At 69.1% G+C, this 21,485-nt stretch carries 19 protein-coding genes; 15 read left to right on the top strand and 4 right to left on the bottom strand.

Annotated elements, in window-relative coordinates:
• Window positions 1-21: 21 nt before the first annotated feature.
• Complete coding sequence (prcA, locus tag DSC45_RS09120) at window positions 22-792, top strand: proteasome subunit alpha (protein WP_119288901.1); 771 nt, start codon at window positions 22-24, stop codon at window positions 790-792.
• A 76-nt stretch (window positions 793-868) separates the two neighbouring features.
• Here the strand turns inward: prcA and DSC45_RS09115 are convergent, their stop codons facing one another.
• Window positions 869-1,888, bottom strand: a complete 1,020-nt coding sequence (locus DSC45_RS09115; RefSeq protein WP_119288900.1) for a LacI family DNA-binding transcriptional regulator — start codon at window positions 1,886-1,888, stop codon at window positions 869-871.
• A 141-nt stretch (window positions 1,889-2,029) separates the two neighbouring features.
• Here DSC45_RS09115 and DSC45_RS09110 point away from each other — a divergent pair, with 141 nt between their 5' ends.
• The 12 genes from DSC45_RS09110 to DSC45_RS09055 all read left to right on the top strand — a co-directional run bounded on the left by DSC45_RS09110 (window position 2,030) and on the right by DSC45_RS09055 (window position 14,165).
• Window positions 2,030-3,289 (top strand): MFS transporter, encoded by a 1,260-nt coding sequence (locus tag DSC45_RS09110; protein ID WP_119288898.1) that lies wholly within the window; start codon window positions 2,030-2,032, stop codon window positions 3,287-3,289.
• Between the two features lie 9 nt (window positions 3,290-3,298).
• The gene (gene pafA / locus DSC45_RS09105) at window positions 3,299-4,660 is read left to right on the top strand and encodes a Pup--protein ligase (RefSeq protein WP_119288896.1); all 1,362 of its coding nucleotides are present in this window, start codon (window positions 3,299-3,301) and stop codon (window positions 4,658-4,660) included.
• Window positions 4,661-4,824: 164 nt separating this feature from the next.
• Window positions 4,825-5,811 carry an FKBP-type peptidyl-prolyl cis-trans isomerase gene (locus DSC45_RS09100; RefSeq protein WP_119288893.1) on the top strand — a complete coding sequence of 329 codons (987 nt, stop codon included), beginning with the start codon at window positions 4,825-4,827 and terminating at the stop codon, window positions 5,809-5,811.
• A 43-nt stretch (window positions 5,812-5,854) separates the two neighbouring features.
• Window positions 5,855-6,229, top strand: coding sequence for an FKBP-type peptidyl-prolyl cis-trans isomerase (locus tag DSC45_RS09095; RefSeq protein ID WP_119288892.1), 375 nt, complete (start codon window positions 5,855-5,857; stop codon window positions 6,227-6,229).
• Window positions 6,230-6,402: 173 nt separating this feature from the next.
• Window positions 6,403-7,359 carry a helix-turn-helix transcriptional regulator gene (locus DSC45_RS09090; protein ID WP_119288890.1) on the top strand — a complete coding sequence of 319 codons (957 nt, stop codon included), beginning with the start codon at window positions 6,403-6,405 and terminating at the stop codon, window positions 7,357-7,359.
• An 18-nt stretch (window positions 7,360-7,377) separates the two neighbouring features.
• A complete protein-coding gene (locus DSC45_RS09085; RefSeq protein WP_119288888.1) occupies window positions 7,378-8,343 on the top strand; it encodes a helix-turn-helix transcriptional regulator in 966 nt (321 codons plus the stop codon).
• Window positions 8,340-8,597, top strand: coding sequence for a hypothetical protein (locus DSC45_RS09080; RefSeq protein ID WP_119288886.1), 258 nt, complete (start codon window positions 8,340-8,342; stop codon window positions 8,595-8,597). The genes DSC45_RS09085 and DSC45_RS09080 overlap by 4 nt, the downstream gene beginning before the upstream one ends.
• A 10-nt stretch (window positions 8,598-8,607) precedes the next feature.
• Window positions 8,608-8,805, top strand: coding sequence for a hypothetical protein (locus DSC45_RS09075; RefSeq protein WP_119289228.1), 198 nt, complete (start codon window positions 8,608-8,610; stop codon window positions 8,803-8,805).
• Window positions 8,806-9,043: 238 nt separating this feature from the next.
• Complete coding sequence (gene tatA / locus DSC45_RS09070) at window positions 9,044-9,334, top strand: Sec-independent protein translocase subunit TatA (protein WP_119288884.1); 291 nt, start codon at window positions 9,044-9,046, stop codon at window positions 9,332-9,334.
• Window positions 9,335-9,426: 92 nt separating this feature from the next.
• A complete protein-coding gene (gene tatC, locus DSC45_RS09065) occupies window positions 9,427-10,329 on the top strand; it encodes a twin-arginine translocase subunit TatC (RefSeq protein WP_119289227.1) in 903 nt (300 codons plus the stop codon).
• 45 nt (window positions 10,330-10,374) lie between these two features.
• Entirely contained in the window at window positions 10,375-11,265 is an 891-nt protein-coding gene (locus DSC45_RS09060) for a diacylglycerol kinase (RefSeq protein WP_119288882.1), read from the top strand.
• 86 nt (window positions 11,266-11,351) lie between these two features.
• Window positions 11,352-14,165, top strand: coding sequence for a DEAD/DEAH box helicase (locus tag DSC45_RS09055; RefSeq protein WP_119289225.1), 2,814 nt, complete (start codon window positions 11,352-11,354; stop codon window positions 14,163-14,165).
• 13 nt (window positions 14,166-14,178) lie between these two features.
• Here DSC45_RS09055 and DSC45_RS09050 read toward each other — a convergent pair whose 3' ends face one another.
• The 3 genes from DSC45_RS09050 to DSC45_RS09040 all read right to left on the bottom strand — a co-directional run bounded on the left by DSC45_RS09050 (window position 14,179) and on the right by DSC45_RS09040 (window position 17,230).
• Window positions 14,179-15,210, bottom strand: coding sequence for a pseudouridine synthase (locus DSC45_RS09050; RefSeq protein ID WP_119288880.1), 1,032 nt, complete (start codon window positions 15,208-15,210; stop codon window positions 14,179-14,181).
• A 186-nt stretch (window positions 15,211-15,396) separates the two neighbouring features.
• Entirely contained in the window at window positions 15,397-16,266 is an 870-nt protein-coding gene (locus DSC45_RS09045; protein ID WP_119289223.1) for a siderophore-interacting protein, read from the bottom strand.
• A gap of 49 nt (window positions 16,267-16,315) precedes the next feature.
• The gene (locus tag DSC45_RS09040; RefSeq protein ID WP_119288878.1) at window positions 16,316-17,230 is read right to left on the bottom strand and encodes a 5'-3' exonuclease; all 915 of its coding nucleotides are present in this window, start codon (window positions 17,228-17,230) and stop codon (window positions 16,316-16,318) included.
• Between the two features lie 345 nt (window positions 17,231-17,575).
• Between DSC45_RS09040 and DSC45_RS09035 the strand changes: the two genes are divergently transcribed.
• Together DSC45_RS09035 and DSC45_RS09030 are read left to right on the top strand one after the other, a co-directional pair.
• Window positions 17,576-18,676: a quaternary amine ABC transporter ATP-binding protein gene (locus DSC45_RS09035; protein ID WP_119288876.1), complete on the top strand. Its 1,101-nt coding sequence runs from the start codon at window positions 17,576-17,578 to the stop codon at window positions 18,674-18,676.
• Window positions 18,669-21,290, top strand: a complete 2,622-nt coding sequence (locus tag DSC45_RS09030; RefSeq protein WP_119288874.1) for an ABC transporter permease/substrate binding protein — start codon at window positions 18,669-18,671, stop codon at window positions 21,288-21,290. The genes DSC45_RS09035 and DSC45_RS09030 overlap by 8 nt, the downstream gene beginning before the upstream one ends.
• Window positions 21,291-21,485: the final 195 nt, after the last annotated feature.

The following is a 21,485-nucleotide window of genomic DNA, read 5'->3' as shown; positions in this document are numbered from 1 at the left end:
ACAGGAAGGGACGGGTAGCCGGTGTCGACGCCGTTCTATGTCTCACCTCAGCAGGCCATGGCCGACCGGGCGGAGTATGCCCGGAAGGGTATTGCGCGCGGTCGCAGCCTGGTTGTGCTGCAGTTTGCCGACGGCATTGTGTTCGTCGGCGAGAATCCGTCCCGTGCGCTGCACAAGTTCAGCGAGATCTATGACCGGATCGGTTTCGCGGCCGCCGGCAAGTACAACGAGTACGAGAATCTGCGGATCGGTGGTGTGCGCTATGCGGATCTGCGGGGTTACACCTATGACCGTGGTGATGTGACGGCGCGCGGTCTGGCGAACGTGTACGCGCAGACCCTCGGCACGATCTTCTCGAGCAATGCGGAGAAGCCGTACGAGGTGGAGTTGGTGGTTGCCGAGGTCGGTAGTGAGGCCGAGGGTGATCAGATTTATCGGTTGCCGCACGACGGGTCGATCGTGGATGAGCACGGTTCGGTGGCCGTGGGTGGCAATTCGGAGATGATCAGTAATTTCCTTGATCAGCGCCATCGGGACGGGATGACGTTGGCCGAGGCGTTGCAGCTTGCGGTGAAGGCGTTGTCGCGGGAGCCGAACGGCGGTGAGCGGGAGATTCCTGCGGAGCGCCTCGAGGTGGCGGTTCTTGACCGTACGCGGCCGCAGCAGCGGAAGTTCCGGCGGATCGTGGGGGAGCAGTTGTCGGGGTTGCTCGTGCCGGATTCGGGTGCGGGGGCTGATGAGGCGGAGGGTGACGCTTCGGAGTCGTCGTCCTCGGGAGACGCTGAGGAGTAGTCGCCGGCTTGTGTCGGTCCGTTGCGCCCTCGTGCTGCTTCTGCGGTGCGGGGGCGCAGTGCTGTCCAGGGGTGGGTCAGTCGGGGGGCGGGGCGGTGGAGTCGCGTACGACGAGGGTGGTGGGGAGTGGGTCGGTGCGGGGGGTGTGGCCGTCCAGGAGGGCTAGGAGGGCTTGCATGCCGCGTTCGCCGACTTGTTCGGCGGGGAGGTGGACGGTGGTGAGTTCGGGTTCGAGTGCGGTGGCGAGGGTGAGGTCGTCGAATCCGGTGATGGAGAGGTCCTGAGGGATGTGGAGACCGAGTCGGCGGGCGGCTTTGCAGGCGCCGGCGGCGATGAGGTCGTCGTCGCAGACGAGTGCGGTGGGGCGTGGGCCGGTGGTGTCGAGGGCGTGGAGGGTGGTGTTCAGGGCGCCGTGGACGGTGAGGGGGGTGGGGGCGGTTCTCAGGTGCGTTCCGGGGGTGGTGCGGAGTGCGGCGGCCAGGGCGCGGGCGCGTACGGCGAAGGTCCAGGAGTCGATGTCGGCGGCGAGGTGGAGGATGTGCCGGTGCCCGAGTGCGGTGAGGTGGTGGGCGACCTGGCGCATGCCCTCGGCGAGGGCGAGGTTGACGTGGGTGGCGGGTAGTGGGTCGTCGGGGTCGCTGTCGAGCATGACGAGGGGGAGCGCGGCGCCGCGGATGGCGGTGAGCGAGGTGGCGGCCATGGAGGAGGCGATGACGCCGTCGAGGGCGGAGCGTGCGGAGGAGAAGGGGTCTTTGGCGGGGCCGATGCCGGTGGGTGAGGGGTAGACGACGACGCCGAAGTCGTGTTGGGCGGCGATGTCGGCGGCGCCGGTGTAGACGCGGGCGAAGAAGTCGTTGGTGAGGGCCGGTACGACGAGGAGGGCGGTGCGGGTGGTGCCCAGGCGGAGGTTGCGGGCGGCGACGTTGGGGCGGTAGCCGAGGCGGTGGGCGGCGTCGCGGACGCGTTGTGCGGTGTCGGGGGAGACGCGGCCGTGCCATTTGTCGGCGAGGACGAGGGAGACGGCGGCTTGGGAGACGCCGGCGGCGCGGGCGACGTCCTTGCCGGTGGGGCGGGTGCTCGCGGCGGGTGTGGTCACGAGTGTCTCCGTGGGGCGGGGTCGCCGGGTGTGTCTGCGGGGCGGTGGTCCGGGTCCGTGCGGTGGACCTGTGGTTGGCGTTCATGGTACGTATGGCCCCGAACGTTATACGTAAAACTTGATGGGGTCGAAGGGCGGGCCATGGCCTCGGGATATCTGGATCTGCTGCGCACCCGGCATGCGGCGCGGTTGCTCGCGGGGACGTTGGTGGGCCGGTTGCCCAATGCCACCGGGCACATCGCGATCGTGCTGTTCGTGCGTGCGGAGGGCGGCAGTTACAGCCTGGCGGGTGCCCTCGCGGCGGTGTACGGGATCGCTACGGCGGTGGGGCAGCCGCTGCTCGGGCGTGCGGTGGATCTGCGGGGGCAGCCGCGGGTGATGCTGCCGGCTGCGCTGCTCTCGGGGCTCGGGATGGCGGCGTTCGCCCTGGTGGGGATCGATGCGCTGCCGCTCGCGTATGCGGCGGTGGCGATGGCCGGTGTGTTCACGCCGCCGCTCGAGGGCGGTCTGCGGGCGCTGTGGCCCAGTGTGCTCGGCCGCTCGGAGCGGGTGCACGCGGCGTATGCGCTGGATGCGGTGGCGCAGGAGGTGATGTTCACCGTCGGCCCGCTGCTGGTGACCTTGGTGGTGTCGCTCTGGTCGGCGGGCGCGGCGCTCTTGGTGATCAATGTGATCGGTGTGGTCGGCGCTCTGTCGGTGGTGGTGTCGGAGCCGTCGCGCGCCTGGCGGTCGGCGGCGCGTGAGGCGCACTGGCTGGGGGCGTTGAGGTCGCCGGGGCTGTTGGCGCTGCTCGGTTCGTTCTTCTTCGTGGGGCTTGCGCTGGGGTCGATCACGGTGGCGGGGGTGGCGTACGCGGACGATCACGGCCGTGAGTCGGTGTACGGCTGGCTGATGGCGGCGCTGGGTCTGGGCGCCCTGGTGGGTGGTGCGCTGTACGGGGCGCGGCAGTGGGCCGGTGTGCCGGAGCGGCGGCTGCGGATTCTGGTGGGGCTGCTCGCGTTGGGCTATCTGCCGTTGGCGCTCACTCCTGGTGTGGTGGCGATGTGTCTGCTCGCCGTGGTGTCGGGGTTGTTCCTGGCGCCGTCGCTGGCGTGTGCGTTCATCGTGGTGGACCGGCATGCTCCGGTGGGCACGGTGACCGAGGCGTTCTCCTGGCTGGTGACGACGTTCGGGGTGGGTGCGGCGCTGGGAACGGGCGTTGCGGGACCGGCTGTCGAGGTCGGTGGGACGGCGTGGGGGTTCGTCGTGGCGGGGGCCGGGGGAGTGGCGGCGTTGCTCGTTCTGGTGGCGACGAGTCGGGTCCTCGCAGTTCCCGGGCGTGGTACGGGTACTGGCGGTGCGTCGGAAAGTGATCGAAACGGTGCGGCCGAACACGGTTTCAGCGCGGGTCATCAGGCGTAATGTTCAGTCATGGACCGCCGCATTTTCGGGCTGGAGAACGAGTACGGCGTCACGTGCACGTTCAGGGGACAGCGCCGTCTGTCGCCTGACGAAGTGGCGCGCTACCTCTTCCGCCGAGTCGTGTCATGGGGCCGCAGCAGCAATGTGTTTCTGCGGAACGGCGCCCGCCTCTACCTCGACGTGGGTTCCCATCCGGAGTACGCCACCCCGGAATGTGACAACGTGACCGAGCTGGTCACCCACGACAAAGCCGGGGAACGCATCCTGGAAGGCCTCCTCGTCGACGCCGAACGCCGCCTGCACGAGGAGGGAATCGCGGGCGACGTGTACCTCTTCAAGAACAACACCGATTCGGCCGGCAACTCCTACGGCTGCCACGAGAACTATCTGGTGGCCCGGCACGGGGAGTTCTCCCGGCTGGCGGACATCCTGATTCCGTTCCTGGTCACCCGTCAGCTGCTGTGCGGTGCGGGCAAGGTGCTGCAGACCCCGCGGGGTGCGGTCTACTGCGTCAGTCAGCGGGCCGAGCACATCTGGGAGGGTGTCAGTTCGGCGACCACCCGGTCCCGGCCCATCATCAACACCCGGGACGAGCCGCATGCGGATGCGGAGCGCTATCGCCGTCTGCACGTGATCGTCGGCGACTCCAACATGTCCGAGACGACGATGATGCTGAAGGTCGGGGCGACCGACCTGGTGCTGCGCATGATCGAGGCCGGCACGGTGATGCGTGACCTGACGCTGGAGAACCCGATCCGGGCGATCCGGGAGGTGAGTCACGACATCACGGGGCGGCGCAAGGTGCGTCTTGCCAGTGGCCGTGAGGCCTCGGCGCTCGAGGTGCAGCAGGAGTACTACGAGAAGGCCGTGGACTTCTGCGAGCGGCGCGGGATCCGTACCGGGACGGTGGAGCGGGTTCTGGAGCTGTGGGGCCGTGCTCTGGAGGCGATCCGGGACGAGGACCTGGACCGGATCGACACCGAGATCGACTGGGTCATGAAGTACAAGCTCATCGAGCGGTACCGGGCGAAGAACAACATGACCATGTCGCATCCCCGGGTCGCGCAGATAGACCTCGCGTATCACGACATTCACCGTCGTCGGGGTCTTTACTACCTCTTGGAGAAGAAGGGGCAAGCGGCGCGTATCTGCAACGACTTGAAGATCTTCGAGGGCAAGTCGGTGCCGCCGCAGACCACTCGGGCCCGGCTGCGCGGCGATTTCATCCGGCGTGCGCAGGAGCAGCGCCGGGACTTCACCGTCGACTGGGTGCACCTGAAGCTCAATGACCAGGCGCAGCGCACGGTGTTGTGCAAGGACCCGTTCCGGTCGGTGGACGACCGGGTGGAGAAGTTGATCGCCGGTATGTGAGGCGGTAGGTGAGCCGGGAGGCAAGCAGCGCGGTCCGTGTCACGGGTGTGTTGCTCTGATGCGGAACGCAACGCGAGGCGCCGTACGTTGCTCGTACGGCGCCTTCTCCACGTCGTAGAGTTGCGCGCACCCGACCACGACGATCGACCGATGATGAGGCCCCCGTGCGCCGACGTTCCCTACTTCTCGCCGTTCCCGCAGGACTGCTCACGCTTGCCGGCTGCGGTGACGACGAGGCCGACAAGTCCAAGGCCAAGTCCAGCAAGAGCCCTTCCGAGTCCCAGGCGCCCAACGCGAAGATTGTGGACGGGCCGCTGCCGGAGGTCACCAAGGGCACGAAGTTCGGTGACAAGCCGACCGTGGCGAAGGGTTCCGGCAAGCCGTCGAAGGACCTCGCGGTGAAGACGCTGGTCGCGGGCAAGGGCGGCAAGGTCGTCAAGGGCGACTATCTGCAGGCCGACTACCTGGGCCAGATCTGGGACACGGCCAAGGTGTTCGACAACTCCTACGACCGGGGCAAGCCGGCCGCGTTCCCGATCGGGACCGGCAAGGTCATCCCGGGCTGGGACCAGGCGCTGGTCGGCAAGCAGATCGGCAGCCGGGTGCAGCTGGCCATCCCGCCGGCCCTCGGCTACGGCAAGCAGGGCAACCCGCAGGGTGGCATCAAGGGCACGGACACCCTGGTGTTCGTGGTCGACATCGTCGGCACCTTCAACGGCAAGAGCTCCGCCAAGGGCAAGGACGTGGCGCAGAGCAACATGGACCTGCCGAAGATCGGGACGAACACTGACGGCAAGGCCCCGTCCATCAAGGTTCCCGAGAAGGACGCCCCCAAGAAGCTGGTGTCCAGCTACGTCATCGAGGGGGACGGCCCGGAGCTCAAGGAGTCCGACGGCGTCCTGGTCCAGTACAAGGGCGTGCTGTGGGACGGCGGCAAGGAGTTCGACTCGACCTACAAGCGCAGCGAGCTGGCCCAGTTCATGCTGTCGCAGGTCGTCAAGGGCTGGTCGCAGGGCCTCAAGGGGAAGAAGGCGGGCAGCCGCGTGATGATCGTGGTGCCGCCGGACCTCGGCTACGGCGACAAGAAGCAGCAGGGCATCCCGGCCAATTCCACGCTCGTCTTCTCCGTCGACATCCTGGCCGTTCTGTAAGACTGTCCCGGTTGCCCATCCGCAGAACAGCACAGGAGCACGTGTGAGCATCGACAAGCCTGAGGTCGACTTCCCCGGCGGTGAGCCCCCGGCCGACCTCGAGATCAAGGACATCTGGGAAGGCGACGGCCCCGTGGCCAAGGCGGGCGACACCGTCCAGGTCCACTACGTGGGTGTCTCCTTCTCCTCCGGCGAGGAGTTCGACGCCAGCTGGAACCGCGGCACCCCGCTGGCCTTCCAGCTCGGTGCCGGCCAGGTCATCTCCGGCTGGGACCAGGGCGTTCAGGGCATGAAGGTGGGCGGTCGCCGCCAGCTGACCATCCCGGCGCACCTGGCGTACGGCGACCGGGGTGCCGGCGGCGGCCGGATCGCTCCGGGCGAGACGCTGATCTTCGTCTGCGACCTGGTCTCCGTCTGATCCCCGACGGGTCCGCCGATGGGCGGCCCGTCCGGTGAGCGCCCGGGGCCGCCTGTGCGGTCCCCGGCGAGGGCCCCTGCCTGTCGGCGGGGGCCCTCGGCTTTTGCCGCGACACCCCGGGGCGGTACGGTCGACGGTCCAGGAGCGCTCTTTGGGGAAGGTGTAGGTCGTCGATGGCGATTGCCAAGGCCGAGCGGCTGATGAATCTGGCGCTGTGCCTGCTCGGTACGCGACGGCCGCTCAGCAAACGCGAGTTGCGCGGGTCGATCGAGGCTTACCTGGAGGCCGCGTCGGACGACGCCTTCAACCGGATGTTCGAGCGGGACAAGGACGATCTGCGCGAGCTCGGCCTGGTCATCGAGACGGTCGACAACCTGGACGGAGACACCGGTTATCTGGCCCGCCGCGACAGCAACCGGCTGCCGCCCGTCACCCTCGACGCCGAGGAGGCGGCGGCACTGGGCCTCGCTGCGAAGGTGTGGCAGCAGGCGCGCCTCGCGGGCGCGGCGAGCGGCGCACTGCAGAAGCTGCGAGCGGCCGGGATGCCCGAGGAGGCCGCTGAGCCCCGCGAGACGCACAGCGCCCTCGAGCCCCGCATTCCCGTGCACGAGGCCGCGTTCGAGCCGCTGATGCTCGCCTGCCGCGATCGCCGTCCCGTCGTCTTCGACTACCGCAAGGCCACCGCCGCACGGCCCGCCACCCGGCATGTGGAGCCCTGGGCGCTCGAGTGCTGGCGCGGCCACTGGTATCTGGCGGGCTGGGACACCGACCGCGCCGCGGAGCGGGTCTTCCGGCTGTCCCGGATCACCGGCCGGGTCCGGTCGAAGGCCGGGAAGTTCTCCGCCGCGGTACCCGACGTGGTGACCGTGCGGGAGACGGTGGCGAGTTGGGCCGGGGAGATCGCCGAGCGTTCCGCACGGATCCGGCTGCGCTCGGAGGCCGGCTACCCGCTGCGGGCGAAGGCCACGACTCAGCGGGAACTCGGGGACGGCTGGGACGAGTTGGAGATCCCGTACGGGCACGGCCTGGACGCCTGGCTGGTGGAGTTCGGGCCGGACGTAGTGGTGCTCGAACCCGCGGAGCTGCGGGCCGAAGTGGTGGACCGGCTGCGCGCCGTGGCCAAGGACTGAGGGGGAGACCGAGCGCACATGGCTGCGAACGCGATCGACCAGACCAGGCGGATGCTGTCCCTGGTGACCTATCTGCGCGAGCGCCCCGGCGCCCGGGTGGGGGACGTCGCCCGCGCCTTCGGTGTCACCGAGGACGAGCTGATCTCCGACCTCGACGTACTGCCGCTGTGCGGGACCAGCTTCCGCGGCGGTGACCTGCTCGACATCGACACCGACGGTGAGCGGATCTGGTGGCACAACCCGGACGACGTGGCCGCCCCGCTGCGGCTCGCGGCGGACGAGGCGACGGCACTGCTCGTCGCGGCCCGGGCGGTGGCCACACTGCCGGGTCTGCGCGAGAGCGACCGGGAGGCGCTGGTACGGGCCACGGCCAAGCTGGAGGCCGCAGCCGGCGAGGTCGCCGGGGCCAGCGACCGACTCTCGGTGACCTTCGAGTCGGAGGGCGGCGTGTTCGCCGAGGTCGACCGGGCCATCTCGGAGCGGCGCAGGCTCTGGCTGAAGTACTACTCGCCGGCCCGTGACGAGCTGGCCGAGCGCGAGGTCGACCCGATCCGTCTCTTCGCCCTCGGCCACACGTACATGGAGGCTTGGTGCCTGCGCTCCGAGGCGCGGCGTACCTTCCGGCTCGACCGGGTGGCCGAGATCCGGATCCTCGACGAGGCTGCCGCGCCGCCCGAGCTGGAGCTTCGGGATCTCTCTGAAGGTCTGGTGCAGCCGTCCGCGGACGACCCGGAGGTCGTCATCGAGGTGGGCCCGTCCGGCCGCTGGGTCGCCGAGTACTATCCGCACGACAGCGCGGAGGACACCGCGGACGGCGGGCTGCGCATCGCACTTCGCACGCCCGACCCGGCGTCACTGCGGCGTCTTGCGCTGCGGCTCGGCCGGGACGGACGGATCGTGTCGCCGCCGGAACTCGCGGTGAGCGCGCGGCGGGCCGCGGCCGAGGCGCTCGCCGCCTACGAGGAGCAGGGGGAGCCGGTATGACGGTGGTGTCGACCGTGGCCGGGGCCACGCGCGTCCCGGTTGTCTTCCGTGCGGCCTGCCCCGACTGCCGTGCGCACTTCGAACTCTCCGCGGGCGCGCTGCGGCTTGCGATCGGGGCCAGCCGGCGCACCACGTTCTACTCGTTCACCTGCCCGGAATGCGGCGTATCGGTGCGTAAGCCGGCCGGAGAGCGGATCGTCGAACTTCTCACCGGGGGCGGGGTGCGGACCTTGAAGCTGCACTCCACCGTCTAGGGTGGCGCGCATGTTCTGGCCCATGCTCGCGATCGCCCTGGGGTTCTGCGGTCTCGCCCTGCTCGGAGTCCTCGCGATGCGGGTGTTCCTGGAGGTCAGGCGCCTGGGCCGGCAGGTTTCCGCCACCGCCGTGAAGATCAACCAGGCGGCCGAGGAACTGGAGCGGGCGGCGACCGATGCGGCCCGCGCGGGGCACGACACCGTCTGACCGGTCACCGGAGCCGATGCGTCCGACTCCGGTACGGACCCTGTCACCTCCGGCACCCTGGCGAGTACGCTGCAAGAACAGTGGTCCCGGGACGAGGTGGGAGCGCAACGGGGAGTATGCACAGGCATTGCCCTGCGTTTACTCCTGCGGGTTACGATCGCTGCCAAGCCCCGGGGTCGGACGTACGTCCGGCCACCGCACATGACACCTGTCGTCTCGGTGAAGAAGGTATTCAGCTATGGGTAGGCTCGGCACCACCGAGATCATCCTGATCCTCGTCGTCGTCATCCTGCTGTTCGGAGCCAAGAAGCTTCCGGACATGGCCCGTTCGCTCGGCAAGTCCGCGCGCATCCTCAAGAGCGAGGCCAAGCAGATGAAGAAGGACGAGCCGCAGAACACCCCGGCCGACCCGCCGAACGAGGACGCGGCGACGGACCAGGCCGCTCCCCGTACGATCCAGGCCTCGCCCGGTGACGTGAGCACCTCACGCCCCGTGAACGAGCCGACCGACCGTACGACGCAGCGCTGATCCGGAGCAGGCCCAGGCAGGCCTGCCGCACGAGATGAGGACGTGGGTTGCCCAAGTCTGCCCGCAAGTTGGAGAAGGACCCCGAGGGCCGGATGCCGCTCGCGGACCACTTGCGCGAACTCCGTAACCGGCTGGCCAAAGGGCTGCTCGCCATCACCGTGGTCACGATCGTGGCCGCGTTCTACAGCGAGGACCTGATGCGGTTCCTCTCCGACCCGGTGCCGCGCTGTGAGGGCGGTCTGGGCGAGAGCACCGGCGGCAGCTGTGCCGTGGTCTCCTTCAACACCCTGCTTTCCCCCTTCACGACGACCGTCAAGGTCAGCCTCATGGCCGGCATCATCGTGGCCAGCCCGGTGTGGCTGTACCAGCTCTGGGCGTTCGTCGCGCCGGGCCTGCACAAGAGCGAGAGGCGGTACACCTACGCCTTCGTCGGCGCGGCCGTCCCGCTGTTCGCGGGGGGTGCCTACCTCGCCTACGTGATCCTGCCGATCAGCATGAAGGTCCTGCTCGGCATCACCCCCGACGGCTCGGCGAACATCCTCGCCCTGGACGACCTGCTCGACTTCACCGTCCGCATGGTGCTCGTCTTCGGGATCTCCTTCGAGCTGCCGCTGCTTCTGATCATGCTGAACATGACCGGTGTGGTGACCGGTCGTCGCATGGTCGGCTGGTGGCGCGGCGTCGTGATGGGTGTCTTCGTCTTCGGCGCCGTGGTGACACCTACCACCGACCCCGTCGGCATGATCGCGCTGGCCGGGCCGATCATCGTGCTCTACTTCATCGCCGTCGCCTTCTCGCTGATCAACGACCGTCGCCGGCTGCGCAACAACCCGGACGCCGAGCTCGACGACGACGAGGCCTCCGACATCGACCTGACCCCCGCGGGCGTCGACGAGGTGGCGGCCGTACCGTCCGCCCGGGCGCTGCCGGAGCAGGCGAGCTCAGCGAGCACGGACAAGGACCGGCGGCTGAACGGTTTCGACGACGTCACCTGATCTTGTAGGGTCCTCGCGCACCTGTTCCGGACGGGGGGACCCTCAGTGACCAGCGACGTCACCCTTTTCGTCAATCCCACCGCGGGACGCGGCCGGGGCGCCCGCGCGGCGCAGCCGGCCGCTTCGGCGTTGCGGAAGGCCGGATTCTCCGTGCGTACGGTGCTCGGGGCCGACGCCGCCGACGCCCTGGCCCGAGCCCGCGAGGCGGTGGACGCGGGGACCGGGGCCCTGATAGCCGTCGGCGGCGACGGAATGGCGAATCTGGCGCTGCAGGCGGTGGCCGGCACCCGCACCCCGCTCGGCCTGGTCGCCGTCGGCACCGGCAACGACTACGCCCGCGCGCTCGGTCTGCCGGTGCTCGCCCCCGAGGAGGCGGGACGGGCCGCGGCCGAGGCGCTCAAGGGTGCCCGACTGCGCGAGCTGGACCTCGGGCGGGCAGGCGAGCGCTGGTTCGGCTCGGTGCTCGCGACAGGCTTCGACTCACGGGTGAACGACCGGGGCAACCGCATGCGGTGGCCGCGTGGCCGCTTCAAGTACGACCTGGCGATCCTGGCCGAACTCGCCGCGTTCCGGCCGACCCCGTTCCGTATCGCACTCGACGACGGCCCGGCGCGCGAGATCGAGGCCACGCTGATCGCGGTGGGGAACGGGACCTCGTACGGCGGGGGCATGCGGATCTGCGCCGGCGCGGAGATGGACGACGGGCTCTTCGACGTCACGATCGTCGGGGACTGCAGCCGCGCGACGCTCCTGAAGGTCTTTCCGCGCGTCTACAAGGGCACGCATCTCAGCCACCCGAAGGTCACCGTGCACCGGGTCTCGAAGATCTCCCTGGAAGCGGCCGCGACCACCGGGTATGCGGACGGAGAGCCGCTCGGCCCGCTGCCGCTGACCGCCGAGTGCGTGCCCCGGGCGGTGACCGTGCTGGTCCCGTAGCACCTGACGGGGCCGGGCCCGGTCCGGCCGGTGCGTGGATAAGACCACGACCTGTGTCAGTGGTGGCGGGTAGGCTCGACGACAAGATGACAGAGGACCTCTCACCGGCCGAGCGGTACGAGGCAGCACGTAAGCGCGCTGTCGAGCAGGCCACCGCACTCGCGTCCTTCCGCGAGATGTACGACTTCGGTCTGGACCCGTTCCAGATCGAGTCCTGCCAGGCACTCGAATCGGGCAAGGGCGTGCTGGTCGCCGCCCCCACCGGATCGGGCAAGACGATCGTCGGCGAATTCGCCGTGCACCTGGCCCTGAGCCAGGGCAAGAAGTGTTTCTACACCACGCCGATCAAGGCGCTCTCGAACCAGAAGTACGCGGATCTGGCCCGCCGTTACGGCTCGGACAAGGTCGGCCTCCTCACCGGGGACAACAGCGTCAACTCCGACGCTCCGGTGGTCGTCATGACCACCGAGGTCCTGCGGAACATGCTCTACGCGGGATCCCGGTCGCTGCTCGGCCTCGGGTACGTGGTGATGGACGAGGTCCACTACCTCTCCGACCGCTTCCGCGGTGCCGTCTGGGAGGAGGTGATCATTCACCTTCCCGAGTCGGTGACCCTGGTCTCCCTCTCGGCCACCGTGTCGAACGCGGAGGAGTTCGGCGACTGGCTCGACACCGTCCGCGGTGACACCGCGGTGATCGTCTCCGAGCACCGGCCCGTCCCGCTGTTCCAGCACGTGCTCGCGGGGCGGCGGATGTACGACCTGTTCGAGGAGGAGTCCTCGGCCAAGAAGCGCGAGGTCAATCCCGACCTCACGCGGATGGCCCGGATGGAGGCCAGTCGACCGGTGCACGGCCGTGACCGGCGCCGCGGGCGGAACATGCGCGAGGCCGACCGCGAGCGGGAGCGCCGTCAGCGGTCGAGAATCTGGACACCCGGGCGCGCCGAGGTCATCGAGCGGCTCGACGCAGAGGACCTGCTGCCGGCGATCACCTTCATCTTCAGCCGGGCCGGCTGCGAGTCCGCCGTCCAGCAGTGCCTCTACGCCGGCCTGCGGCTCAACGACGAGGCCGGTCGACGCCGGGTGCGGGAGATCGTCGAGGAGCGCACGGCGGCCATTCCGGACGAAGACCTGCACGTCCTCGGGTACTTCGAGTGGATAGAGGCCCTCGAGCGCGGTATCGCGGCCCATCACGCGGGCATGCTGCCGACGTTCAAGGAGGTCGTCGAGGAGCTCTTCCTGCACGGCCTGGTCAAGGCCGTGTTCGCCACCGAGACCCTGGCCCTCGGCATCAACATGCCCGCCCGTTCGGTGGTGTTGGAGAAGCTCGTCAAGTGGAACGGCGAACAGCACGCCGACATCACCCCCGGCGAGTACACCCAGCTCACCGGTCGCGCGGGGCGCCGAGGAATCGACGTCGAGGGGCACGCCGTGGTGCTCTGGCAGCGTGGCATGAACCCGGAGGCGTTGGCCGGCCTCGCCGGGACACGTACCTACCCGCTGCGCTCCAGCTTCCGGCCCTCGTACAACATGGCGGTGAACCTGGTCCAGCAGTTCGGGCGGCATCGCTCGCGGGAACTGCTGGAGACGTCCTTCGCGCAGTTCCAGGCGGACCGTGCGGTGGTCGGCATCTCCCGCCAGGTCCAGCGCAACGAGGAGGGACTGGCCGGCTACAAGGCCTCCATGACCTGCCACCTCGGCGACTTCGAGGAGTACGCCGGACTGCGCCGCGACCTGAAGGACCGGGAGAACGACCTGGCCAAGCAGGGAGCCGTGCAGCGCAGGGCGGCCGCGGCCACCGCACTCGAGAAGCTCAAGCCCGGTGACGTGATCCATGTGCCGACGGGCAAGTTCGCCGGTCTCGCCCTGGTCCTCGACCCGGGCCTTTCCGCGGGGCGGTCGAACGGCCACCGTGGGTTCGACCAGGTGGACGGCCCGCGCCCGCTGGTCCTCACCGCGGAGCGCCAGGTCAAGCGGCTCGCGGCGATGGACTTCCCGGTGCCGGTGGAGGCGTTGGAGCGGATGCGGATCCCCAAGTCCTTCAACCCCCGCTCCCCGCAGTCCCGTCGGGACCTGGCCTCCGCGCTGCGGACCAAGGCGGGGCACGTGCGGCCCGAGAAGCACCGGCGCGGACGCTCGGCCGCCGTGGACGACCGCGAGATCGCGCGGCTGCGTGCCGCCATCAAGGCGCATCCCTGCCACGGCTGCGACGAGCGCGAGGACCACGCCCGCTGGGGCGAGCGGTACACCCGACTGCAGCGGGACACCAAGCAGTTGGAGCGCCGCATCGAAGGTCGTACGAACACCATCGCGCGGACCTTCGACCGGATCGTCAAACTGCTCGGCGAACTGGACTACCTGCGCGGGGACGAGGTCACCGAGCACGGCAAGCGTCTCGCCCGGCTCTACGGCGAACTGGACCTGCTGGCCAGCGAATGTCTGCGCGAGCGCGTCTGGGAGGGCCTCAGCCCGGCCGAACTGGCCGCCTGCGTCTCCGCGTTGGTGTACGAGGCGCGTGCGGCCGACGACGCCATCGCGCCGAAGCTGCCGTCCGGGCAGGCCAAGGCGGCACTCGGCGAGATGGTGCGGATCTGGGGCCGGCTCGATGCGCTGGAGGAGGACTTCCGGATCAGCCAGGCGGAGGGCGTCGGCCAGCGTGAACCGGATCTGGGCTTCGCCTGGGCGGCGTACATGTGGGCGTCCGACAAGGGCCTTGACGAGGTGCTGCGCGAGGCCGAGATGCCCGCCGGCGACTTCGTGCGCTGGTGCAAGCAGGTCATCGACGTCCTGGGGCAGATCTCGGCGGCCGCACCGACCGAGGACAGCACGGTCGGCAAGAACGCGCGCAAGGCCGTGGACGCACTGCGGCGCGGAGTGGTCGCCTACTCGTCGGTGGGCTGACGGCGGGCGGTGGTCATGCCGCGGCCGGGTCCGGCTCCGCCGGTGGTCCGTCGGGCGGGGGCGCTTGTCCCGCCCAGGCGGCGGGGTCGTCCCAGGCCTCGAGGGTCCTGGACGTCTCGAAGTGGTGCCGGACGCCGGTGATCGGATCGGTGAACTCCAGGACACGGGCCAGGAGTTGCAGCGGCCGGGTGAAGTCGGCCCGGTCCGGGTCTCCGACCTCCGGGTAGACCGGATCGCCGAGGATCGGGACGCCGAGTCTGTTCATGTGCACCCGCAGCTGGTGGGTGCGGCCGGTGCGGGGGAGCAGCCGGTAGCGGGCTGTTCCGTACCGGTGCTCGGGCAGCCCCAGGTGCTCGGGCGGCCGATGGTCGAGCAGTTCGATGCGGCTCTCGCTGTTGACGGGGCGGTCGGGCAGTTCACGGGCCGCGATGATGCCGGGGATCTTCTCGATGTGGCTGCGTACGGTGCACGGGAGTTCCAAGTCCGGGCGGTACGGGGCCACCGCCGCGTACTCCTTGTGGACGCGGTGCTGCTGGAAGAGGAGCTGGTAGGCGCCGCGTACCTCCGGGCGGACGGTGAACATCACCAGGCCGGCCGTGAGGCGGTCCAGACGGTGGGCGGGTGACAGCCCGGGGAGATCCAGCTCGTGCCTCAGGCGTGCGAGCGCGGTCTGGGCGACGTGCCGGCCGCGCGGAGTGGTGGCCAGGAAATGGGGCTTGTCGGCGACCAGCACCTGCTCGTCGCGGTACACGACGCGGATCGGGAACGGCACCAGGGGCTCCGCCGGCAGATCACGGTGGAACCACACATGGGCGCCCGGAGTGAACGGCGTGCGGGCGTCGATGGCCCGACCGTCCTTGTCCACCACCTCGCCGCGCCGGATCATCGCATCCACGGTCGGGGCGTCCGCAGGGAGCCGGTCGACCAGGTGGTCACGGAGGGTCGGCCAGTCGCCGTCCGCGGGCATACGCAACCGCATCGGGTCGATACCGCTGCGCTGCTGCAAGGGGGCGGGCGGGGTCCGCTGTCGTTTCCGTCTGGCCATCGGGCCAGGGTATGGGGCGTGTGGGCCCGGTTGGTCCATCGGGCGCGGTCCCGCTTCGGGCCGGGTGTCGCGACCCTGCGCCGATCAGCGCCCCACCGCCCGGTCGCGAACTCCCCCCACGGGAACAGAGATCGCCGGACGTACTGGCGAACAGTCCGTCCGGCGATCGAGTCCCGGGAGCCGGGTTCAGGCTTGGGCGGGAGCCTGCGGCACAGCGGTGTCCGCTTCCTGCTCCGCCTCCACGGTGGCGTTCCAGTCGCGCTTGGAGGCCTGCCAGCCGTCCTCGTTGTGGCCGAGGCGCCAGTAGCCGGAGATGGAGAGGTCCTCGCGCGGGATCTCGCGGTCGACCCGCAACTGGCGGCGGATCTCCTTCACGAAGCCCGCTTCGCCGTGTACGAAGGCCTGGACCCGGCCGGCCGGGAAGTCGAGTCTGGAGACGGTCTCGACCAGGAGCTGGCCGACGGGCCGCCGCCCCCGGTGCAGATAGACGATCTCCACGCCCTCGGGGCCGGTGACCTGCTGCTCCTCCTCGGGGCCCGACACCTCGACGAACGCGTGCACCAGGGCTCCGGCGGGCATCCGCTCGATCGCTGCCGCGACCGCGGGCAGCGCGCTCTCGTCACCGACGAGCAGGTGCCAGTCGGCGTCGCCCCCGGGGGCGTAACCGCCGCCGGGACCCTGGAAGCGCAGGGTCTCGCCCGGCTTCACATTCGCCGCCCAGGGGCCGGCCAGGCCCTCGTCGCCGTGCACCACGAAGTCGATCACGAGCTCGCGGCTCTCCGGGTCCCAGCTGCGCACGGTGTAGGTGCGCGTGGTGGGCCACTGATCGCGCGGGAGTTCCGCGCGGATCTGCTGGATGTCGAACGGCTCGGGGTAGCTCACGCCCTCCGGCGGGAAGAGCAGTTTGACGTAGTGGTCGGTGCAGTCTCCCGCCTGGAACTCTGACAGGCCGTCGCCGCCGAGGGTGACCCGCTGCATGTGCGGGGTGAGCGTTTCGGTGCGCAGGACCTCCCCGAGGTGCGCCTTCGGCTTCTTGCGTTCCGGACGTTCCGCCACGGAGGCCTCCCTGACCATGAGTTAGCTTAGGTAAACCTAAGCTAACACTTCATCCCTGCAGAATGGAGAGCAGGCGGCGCAGGGATCCGCCCAGGCCCCAGCGCTCCGCCAGCTCGTCGAGAGCGGCCGGATCGTACGGCTCGCGGGGCAGGGCGTGGTCGATCTCCGGGACCGGTACGTCACCGGCGACCTTGATCACCTTGGGGGCCACCGCGATGTAGGGCCGGGACTCGTCCAGGCGGCGGCGCTGGGAGGGAGTGAGTTTCGACGTGCGGTCGTCGACCGCGGCCATGATGCCCGCCAGGTCGCCGTATTCGGCGAGGAGCTTCGCCGCTGTCTTCTCGCCGATGCCGGGGACGCCCGGCAGGCCGTCGCTCGGGTCGCCGCGGAGCAGGGCCAGGTCCGCGTAACCCGGGCCGTCCACCGCGTACTTCTCGCGGAGCAGGGCCTCGTCGGTGATCTGCAGGGTGCCGACGCCGCGCAGCGGGTACAGGACGCGGATCGAGCGGGCGTCGTCGACGAGCTGGAAGAGGTCCCGGTCGCCGGTGACGATGTCGACGGGGCCGGGGGCCAGGCCGGTGAGGGTGCCGATGACGTCGTCGGCCTCGTATCCGGGGACGCCGATGCGGGCGATGCCGAGGGCGTCCAGTACGTCCTCGATGATCGGGACCTGGGGGGAGAGGGTGTCGGGGATCTCCTCCTCGTCGGGGTCCCCCGCGCCCTGCGGGGATTCCTCGGCGACCCGGTGGGCCTTGTACGACGGGATGAGGTCGACCCGCCATTGAGGGCGCCAGTCGGCGTCCATGCAGGCCACGAGGTCGTCGGGGCGGTGGTCGAGGACGAGGCGGGTGATGAACTCGAGCAGACCGCGCACCGCGTTGACCGGGGTGCCGTCCGGGGCCTTCACGGAGTCGGGGACGCCGAAGTAGGCCCGGAAGTACAGGGACGCGGTGTCGAGCAGCATGAGCCGCCGTGTTTGCTGAGTCACACGGGCATCATGCCGCAGCCCACCGACAGTGGCCCCACCGCGGCAGGGCTTCCGGCGTACGCGGGTGAAGGGGTCTTCGCGATCCGTACGTACCGTGAACCACCTGGGATGGATCACGTGGAACGGTGGGTAAACGTGGGCGCAATGTGAGCTGGAACACTCTTGCGTTTGTTGTGCATAAGCCCGGGCAGGAGCGAACTCGGAGCGAACCCGATTGCGGTTTCAACTAACCGGAATCGGGCGGAGACGGGCCGACCCCGTCCGCTCCACGGCCCGCCGGCGGGGGAGGCGGGCCGTCCACGTTCGACACGAGAGGTATATGTGTCCAGGCTTCAAGCTGAACACCTGTACAAGGTGTTCGGGAGACAACCCGAAGACGGCGTACGCAAGCTCGAGGGCGGTGCCGACCGCGACGAGCTGCGAGCCGAAGGCACGACCGCTGCGGTGATCGACGCGTCGTTCACCGTCGAGCCGGGGCAGATCTTCGTCGTCATGGGTCTCTCCGGTTCCGGAAAGTCCACCCTGCTGCGCATGCTGAACGGACTCCTGGAGCCCACGGCCGGGCGCGTCATGTTCGACGACCAGAATCTGACCGCACTCAACCCGCGTGATCTGCGCGCGGTGCGTTCGCGGAAGATCAGCATGGTCTTCCAGCACTTCGCGCTGTTCCCGCACCGCAGTGTCCGTGACAACGCTGCCTACGGGCTCGAGGTCCAGGGCATCGAGCGCGAGGAGCGCACCCGCCGCGCGAACGAGGCACTCCAGCTCTGCGGCCTCGGCGGCTGGGAGGACTCCTGGCCCGACGAGCTGTCGGGCGGTATGCAGCAGCGTGTGGGCCTGGCCCGTGCGCTCGCCACAGACGCCGACATGCTGCTCATGGACGAGTCCTTCAGCGCGCTCGACCCGCTGATCCGGCGCGACATGCAGGACCAGCTGCTCGAACTGCAGAAGACCCTGAAGAAGACCATCGTCTTCATCACCCACGACCTGAACGAGGCCATGCGGCTCGGCGACCAGATCGCCGTGATGCGTGACGGCCGTATCGTCCAGACCGGCACCGGCGAGGACATCCTCGTCCGCCCGGCCAACGACTACGTGCGCCGCTTCGTCGAGGACGTGGACCGCACCCGTGTGCTCACCGCGGGCTCCATCATGGAGAAGGCGAAGGCCGGCCGGACCCTCGACAAGTCCGGTGACAACGACAGTGCGAGCGTCACCGCCGAGACCCCGGTGGCCGAGCTCTTCGGCCCCCTCTCGGACGGCAGCAGCGAGATCGAGGTCACCGGCGAGAACGGTGAGCTCATCGGTGTCGTACCGCGGGACCGCCTGCTCTCCGTCCTGGCCGAGGACCCGCGCTTCGACGAGCTCGAGGGTGGAGTTCCGGAGCCGAAGGACGCCAAGGTGGTGAAGTCCGGTGCCTAGGCTTCAGTTCGGCAACTGGGTCGAGGACGCGGTCAAGTGGCTGCAGACGCACCTCGCCTGGCTCTTCGACGCCGTCAAGGCCGTGCTCGGCGGCATGTACGACGGTGTCTATGCGGTACTCAGCGGCGGTGAGCCGCTGCTCATAGCGGCCATCTTCGGAGTCGTGGCCATCTGGCTGCGCGGTCTGCTGCCCGGAGTGCTCGCCTTCGTGGGCTTCGCGCTCATCGACAGTCTCGGGCTCTGGGACGATGCGATGGCCACGCTGTCGCTCGTCGTCGTGGCCGCCGTGATCACCATCGTGATCGCGGTGCCGATGGGTATCTGGGCCGCGAAGAACAGCAAGGTCAGTGCCACGATCCGGCCGGTCCTGGACGTCATGCAGACCATGCCGGCGTTCGTGTACCTGATCCCCGGCGTGATGTTCTTCGGCGTCGGCGTCACCCCCGGTGTCATCGCCACCATCGTCTTCGCGATGCCGCCCGGCGTACGCATGACCGAGCTCGGTATCCGCCAGGTCGACGGTGAACTGGTCGAGGCCGCAGAGGCCTTCGGCACCAGTCCGAAGCACACCCTGACCCGGGTGCAGCTGCCGCTCGCGCTGCCGACGATCATGGCCGGTGTCAACCAGGTCATCATGCTCGCGCTCTCCATGGTCGTCATCGGCGGTATGGCCGGCGCCGGCGGCCTCGGTGAAGAGGTCTACGCGGCGATCACCCAGCTGCAGGTCGGCCTCGCCGCCGAGAGCGGCGTCGCGGTGGTCATCCTCGCCATGTACCTGGACCGTATGACCGGTGCGCTCAACCAGCGTGTCTCGCCCCTCGGCCGCCGCGCCGCGGCCAAGGCACAAGCCGCCGCGGGCAGGCTGAAGTTCGCGCACTACCGGCCCGGCACCGCCGTCGCCACCGTCGGTGTGGTCGTCCTCGCCCTCGTCGCCGGCGGACTGAACCTGGCCGGCTCCGACGACAAGGCTCCTGCCGCGGCGGGCACCGACGTCGGCAAGGGCAAGAAGATCTCCATGGGGTACATCCCCTGGGACGAGGGCATCGCCTCCACGTTCCTGTGGAAGGAGGTCCTCGAGCAGCGCGGCTACGAGACCGACGTCAAGCAGCTCGACGCCGGCCCGCTCTACTCCGGTGTCGCCCGCGGTGACATCGACTTCCAGACGGACGCCTGGCTGCCCTCCACGCACAAGGACTACTGGGACAAGAACGCCAAGAACCTCGAGGACCTCGGTTCCTGGTACGGCCCGACCTCGCTCGAGCTGACCGTCCCCAGCTACGTCAAGGGCATCGACTCGCTCGAGGACCTCAAGGGCCAGGGCAAGAAGTTCAAGGGCAAGATCGTCGGCATCGAGGCCAGTGCCGGGATGATGAAGACCCTCAAGAGCAAGGTGCTCAAGAAGTACGGCCTGGAGGGCGAGTACGAGGTCGTCTCCTCCAGCACCTCCTCGATGCTGGCCGAGCTCGAGCGCTCCATCCAGAAGAAGGAGCCGGTCGTCACCACCCTGTGGTCCCCGCACTGGGCCTACGGCGCCAACGACCTGAAGAAGCTCAAGGACCCGAAGGGCGCCTGGGGCAAGGGCGAGCAGATCCACATCGCCGCGCACAAGGGCTTCTCCAAGAAGGACCCGACCGTCGCGAAGTGGCTCAAGGACTTCAAGTTCACCGAGAAGCAGCTCACCAGCCTCGAGAACGAGATCAAGAGCGCCGGCGAGGGCAAGGAGCAGGAAGGCGTCAAGGCCTGGCTCAAGAAGAACCCCGGTGTGGTCGACAAGCTCGCCCCGGTCCCCGGCGGCGAGAAGAAGCAGGGCAAGGAAGCCGGCAAGGCCGTCAACATGGGCTACTTCCCGTGGGACGAGGCCATCGCCACCACCTACCTGTGGCAGAACATCCTCGAGGACCGCGGCTACAAGCCGTCCGTGAAGCAGCTCGACCCGGGCCCGCTCTACACCTCGCTGGCGCAGGGGCAGATGGACGTCCAGTTCGACGCCTGGCTGCCGACCACGCACAAGGAGTACTGGGACAGATACAAGAACAATCTGTCCGATCTCGGCTCCTGGTACGGCCCGACCTCGCTCGAACTGTCGGTGCCCAGCTATGTGAAGGGCATCGACTCGCTCGCGGACCTCAAGGGCCAGGGCAAGAAGTTCAACGGCAAGATCATCGGCATCGAGTCCAGCGCCGGTGAGATGAAGCTCCTCAAGGAGAAGATCGTCAAGGAGTACGGCCTGGAGGGCGAGTACGAGATCGTCTCCTCCAGCACCTCCTCGATGCTGGCCGAGCTGGACCGCTCCATCAAGAAGAAGGAGCCGGTCGTCGTCACTCTCTGGTCGCCGCACTGGGCGTATGCCACCCACGACCTGAAGAAGCTCAAGGACCCGAAGGGTGCCTGGGGCAAGGGTGACCAGATCCGCACCATCGGCAAGAAGTCCTTCACCAAGGACTTCCCCGAGCTGACCCGCTGGTTCAAGGACTTCAAGCTGTCCGAGGACCAGCTGGGCAAGCTGGAGGCCGAGATCCAGAAGGGTGGCGCGGGCAAGGAGAAGGAGTCCGCCCGCCGCTGGATGGACGCCAACCCCGAGGTGATCGACAAGCTGGCGCCCGTCAAGGGCTGACGCCGCAGAGTCGGTTCACCACGCTCGCAAGAGGGGTGGGGCCCGCCGCAGGTCTTTCCGGCCGCGGCGGGCCCCGCCCTTTTGTGCTGCTCGGGTTGTACTGCTCGAGCGGCTTCGGTCACCCGAGGCGTTTCGGCCGACACCCGAACGGGGCACGGGGAGCAGGAGAGTCGTTGACGGGGCGCGGGCGCCGCG

This window comes from Streptomyces sp. YIM 130001, from assembly GCF_003574445.1.
In the GTDB taxonomy this organism is placed as follows: Bacteria; Actinomycetota; Actinomycetes; order Streptomycetales; family Streptomycetaceae; genus Streptomyces.
The sequence above is the reverse complement of the archived record's forward strand: the minus strand, read 5'-3'. Positions and strand labels throughout refer to the sequence as shown.